Origin of the sequence: Acinetobacter sp. YH12227 (assembly GCF_013417785.1) — a bacterium.
GTDB lineage: Bacteria > Pseudomonadota > Gammaproteobacteria > Pseudomonadales > Moraxellaceae > Acinetobacter > Acinetobacter gandensis.
Window position 1 is genome coordinate 1 of sequence record NZ_VPDH01000166.1, and the last position, 1,578, is coordinate 1,578.

A 1,578-nucleotide genomic window follows, 5' to 3' on the forward strand; every position below is an offset into this window, starting at 1 on the left:
AGCCAAACATCCCTGCGATGATCGACCTCTGGGCGTTTGGTCGTGAGCCCGCCACCCTCGCGCTACGCTTTGCGCAGGCGTCGAAGGCGATCAGGTGCGCCCATCGATTCCGTCGAGCACCATCGCTGCGAGTTCATCGCTGGTGTGTGCACCACTATCGAGAACACGGGTTGTGCATGGAAGCCGTTCCCTTGCGGCCAAGCATCGGGCGACATTCGCTAATCGCCACTCTCGAATCTCCGCATTTCGATTCGGGTCAGGATGCATGGTCTGGTTCGCGATCCGGTGACGCAATAGGTCCTCGTTGAGCGTCAGAAAGATGTGCAGCAGCTGATCGTCGATCCGCCTTACCCCGTCGAGTATCTCAGTCAGATAGTCCGGGTGCACGAGCGTCATTGGGATGATGATGTCCTGCGAGTAATTCCTTCGAATCTCCCTGACCGCCGCGATCGTAAGTCCCCTCCACAAGGGGAGATCCTGATAGTCTCCGCTCGCTGGCATGGGGACCGTTTCTTTCACCACGAACCCGATTTCCTCGGGGTCAAAGATCAGCGATTTGGAACGCCGATCGCGCAGCCGCTTAGCGAGCGTCGTCTTTCCGGCGCCGAAAGGTCCGTTGATCCAGATTATCATTGTCGACGGCCTCTAACCTGAAGGCTCGCAAGAGCGCTCGACGGCCTCGTGCGGAGGCACGATCGGAGTGGTTCCGAAATGCTTCTCAAGATAGGTGACGCCGAACGTCACGATGTCCTGCGCGTCGAACAGGTAGCACTGAGCAAAGCCCACGACACCTTCTCGATGGCGACCGAGCTTCACGTAAGCATTTGCTATAGTTTCAACCGCATCCGGCTTTCCTTCGATAGCAAAGCAATCGAGAATGCCGTTTGAATCGTAATCCGATGCCGTTTTCCAGGCGACTTCACCGTCTCTTCCAAGCATCGGCATCTCATACGTCACCCACCGTTTGTTGGGGATATCGGCAACCGCCTCGGCGTAGTGCAATGCGGTAACGGAGTTTAGCGGCGCACCCAACAGCAGGGCCTTCCCGCCAAGGCGAACGAACCGCTCGACGGGCGATCCTTCCCCCAAGGCGTGACCGAGTTCGTGAGGCTCCGTCAGCGTTTCAGCCAGCGGACCAACCGCGACCATCGATGCATCGGGGTGCGCGCTGCGCCGCGCGCCGGGGGCTTGAACCAGAAATTGATTCAGCAGGCCGAACCCACGGTAAGTCCCGGCTGTTGCGGGATCGAACGGCAGCCAGGTACGGCGGGCTTCGTCATCCAGCCGAGCGCCATTCAGAGTCTCCTCGTAGGGTGATCGGTCCCACGACGCGTATCCCATCACAGTGCCAGTCGGCCCAACCGCGGAGCGTAACGCGGCAACGACCGTCTCCGCTCCTCCTTCGACCGGACCAATCGCTTTAAGTGAGGCATGCACCATCAAGAGGTCACCGGTTTGGACTCCGAGTTTTTGAAGCGCCTCCGTTATTGCCTTCCGCGTATGCATCGCGATATCTCCTCTAAACTGCAAAACACTATACCTATCGAGATATCACTCTACTATACCTATCGAGATATA

At 58.2% G+C, this 1,578-nt stretch carries 2 protein-coding genes; both read right to left on the reverse strand.

The features are described from left to right. Window positions 1-90 precede the first annotated feature (90 nt). Window positions 91-633, reverse strand: coding sequence for an AAA family ATPase (locus tag FTV09_RS17675; protein WP_000587837.1), 543 nt, complete (start codon window positions 631-633; stop codon window positions 91-93). A 12-nt stretch (window positions 634-645) separates the two neighbouring features. Further along, window positions 646-1,506 carry an aminoglycoside N-acetyltransferase AAC(3)-IId gene (gene aac(3)-IId / locus FTV09_RS17680; protein WP_000557454.1) on the reverse strand — a complete coding sequence of 287 codons (861 nt, stop codon included), beginning with the start codon at window positions 1,504-1,506 and terminating at the stop codon, window positions 646-648. Window positions 1,507-1,578: the final 72 nt, after the last annotated feature.

Bases quoted from the DNA above. Each gene is read 5' to 3' on its own strand.
- FTV09_RS17675 (WP_000587837.1), bottom strand. From the start codon at position 633: ATGATAATCTGGATCAACGGACCTTTCGGCGCCGGAAAGACGACGCTC.